This is a genomic window from Aeromonas caviae (assembly GCF_000819785.1).
In the GTDB taxonomy this organism is placed as follows: Bacteria; Pseudomonadota; Gammaproteobacteria; order Enterobacterales; family Aeromonadaceae; genus Aeromonas; species Aeromonas caviae.
Genome location: NZ_CDBK01000031.1, coordinates 1 through 1,809, shown reverse-complemented (window position 1 = coordinate 1,809; position 1,809 = coordinate 1). Strand labels below are relative to the sequence as shown.

General features: G+C 64.1%; 1 protein-coding gene. It reads left to right on the top strand.

Annotation, left to right across the window (positions count from 1 at the left end; all coding sequences use genetic code 11):
* Positions 1–1,740: FdhF/YdeP family oxidoreductase (locus tag BN1120_RS03825; protein WP_042014836.1), on the top strand; the 1,740-nt coding region annotated here is incomplete at its 5' end.
* Between the last annotated feature and the right edge of the window lie 69 nt (positions 1,741–1,809).

Genomic DNA, 1,809 nt, shown 5'->3' with positions numbered 1-1,809 from the left:
GTGGGGCTCATCCAGTCCGTCGGGGTGGGCAAGGGCACCGTGGTGCTCGATGATTTCGACGCCGCCAAAGCCATCTTCGTCTTTGGCCAGAACCCGGGCACCAACCACCCGCGCATGATGAATGCCCTGCGCAAGGCGGCGCGCCAGGGGTGCCAGATCGTCACCTTCAACAACCTCAAAGAGGTGGCCCTCGAGCGCTTCGCGAGCCCCCAGAGCCCGGCGGAGCTACTGACCCCGGCGGCCACCACCATCAGCCACCAGTACCTCACGCCAAAGCTGGGCGGTGACATGGCGGCCATTCGCGGCATGGCGAAATACATCCTGGAAGAGGAGGGGGGGCGCATCGATCTCGCCTTCATCGAGCAGCACACCGCGCACTTTGACGACTACCTGGCCCAGGTGAAGGCCACGGAGTGGACGCAGATCGAGGCGCAATCCGGCCTCGGTCGGGAGGCGATCACACGGGCGGCGCAGATCTTCGCAAGCAGCGAGAGCGTGATCAGCTGCTGGGCCATGGGGATCACCCAGCACAAGCATTCGGTCGACACCATTCGCGAAATCGTCAACCTGCACCTGATGTGCGGCCAGATTGGCAAGCCGGGGGCCGGACTCTGTCCGGTGCGCGGTCACAGCAACGTGCAGGGCAACCGCACCATGGGGATCAACGAGAAACCCAATGCCGCCTTCCTCGATCGCCTGGAGCGCCGCTTCCCGGTGGGCTTCAAGCGCACGCCGGGGCACAACGTCTACGAGGCCCTCAAAGCCCTTCATGGCGGCAAGAGCAAGGTGCTCATCTGCCTTGGGGGCAACCTGGCAGCCGCCGCGCCGGATACCGAGTTCACCTATGAAGCGATGCGAAGGAGCGAGCTCAACGTGCAGATCAGCACCAAGCTCAACCGCAGCCACCTCATGGTGTCAAAAGATGCCCTGATCCTCCCCTGCCTGGGCCGTACCGAGCTCGATCAGCAGCGCACCGGGGTGCAGAAGATCACCGTGGAGGACACCTTCAGCATGGTGCACGCCTCCACCGGGATGAACGAGCCGGTCTCGCCGCTCTGTCTCTCCGAGATAGACATCGTGGCTCGCATGGCCGAGGCAACGCTCGGCAGCGAGCGGGTGGACTGGCTGGCGCTGCGGGATGACTACGGGCTGCTGCGGGATCTCATCGAGGAGACCATCGCGGGCTTTGGCGACTTCAACCGCCGCATCGAGGAGCCCTGCGGCTTCCATCTGGAGAACAGCGCCGCCCTGCTGCGCTGGAACACCGCGAGCGGGCGCGCCGAATTCAGGGCGAGCCGTTTGCCGGACTCCATTCTGCCCGAGTGCACCAGCCACGCGGAGCAGATGGTGGACCAGCCCGTGCTGCTTCAGAGCCTGCGCTCACACGATCAGTACAACACCACCATCTATGGCATGGATGATCGCTATCGCGGCATCAAGGGGCGACGCAACGTGGTCTTCATGAACGAGGAGGATGCCAGGAGGCTGGGGCTCGCCGAGGAGCAGCGGGTGGACATGAGTGCGGTGTGCAACGACGGGCGCGAGAGGGTGGTGCGGGGCTTTAGCGTCATCTTCTACGAGATCCCGAAGGGCAACATCGCCGCCTACTACCCGGAGACCAACCCCCTGGTGGCCATCGAGAGCATAGGGGAGGGCTCTTTCACCCCCACCTCCAAATCGGTGCCCGTACTGGTGACCCCGAGCGCCGCCTCGGTCGAGAACCTGGCCGTCACGCTCTGATTCTTCATATGGATACCGTCCGACCCCTGCCATGGCAGGGGTTTTTTATGGCGCTGTCCCAATTACATG